The 430-nt window shown below is 65.8% G+C and carries 1 protein-coding gene; it reads left to right on the top strand.

Annotated features, from left to right (window positions below; genetic code table 11):
- A partial coding sequence (locus JOY50_RS28565; protein WP_243056177.1) for an Ig-like domain-containing protein occupies positions 1–430 on the top strand: 430 nt, incomplete at both ends.

Here is a 430-nt window from a genome sequence, read left to right as displayed (position 1 = left end):
AGCGGGCGTGGCGAACCTGGCGCCACCGTAGAAGTGCGCGATGCCGACGGTAACGTCATCGGCTCTGGCGTGGTGAGTGCCAACGGTACCTTCCTGATCGACCTGGACCCGGCGGTGCAGCCGGGCGAACAGCTGAGCCTGGTGCAGACCGACCCGAGCGGCAACGCTTCCGTGGCAGTCGAGTACGACGTACCGCTGACCACCGCGCCAGACAGCCCGAGCAACCTGGCCATCGATGCCGACGGCACCACCCTCACCGGTTCCGCGCCTGCCGGTACTCGCGTGGAGGTGCATGACGCCAACGGCACCCTGATCGGCAGCGCCATCGCCAATGCCGATGGCACGTTCAGCATCGAGCTGAATCCTGCTCAAGCCAACGGCGAACTGCTGGATGTCGTTGCCATCGATGACAGCGGCGTTTCTTCGCTGC

It is taken from the genome of Pseudomonas sp. BP01, from assembly GCF_022760795.1.
GTDB classification, from domain to species: domain Bacteria; phylum Pseudomonadota; class Gammaproteobacteria; order Pseudomonadales; family Pseudomonadaceae; genus Aquipseudomonas; species Aquipseudomonas putida_Q.
This window is presented reverse-complemented; position numbering and strand designations above follow the sequence as displayed.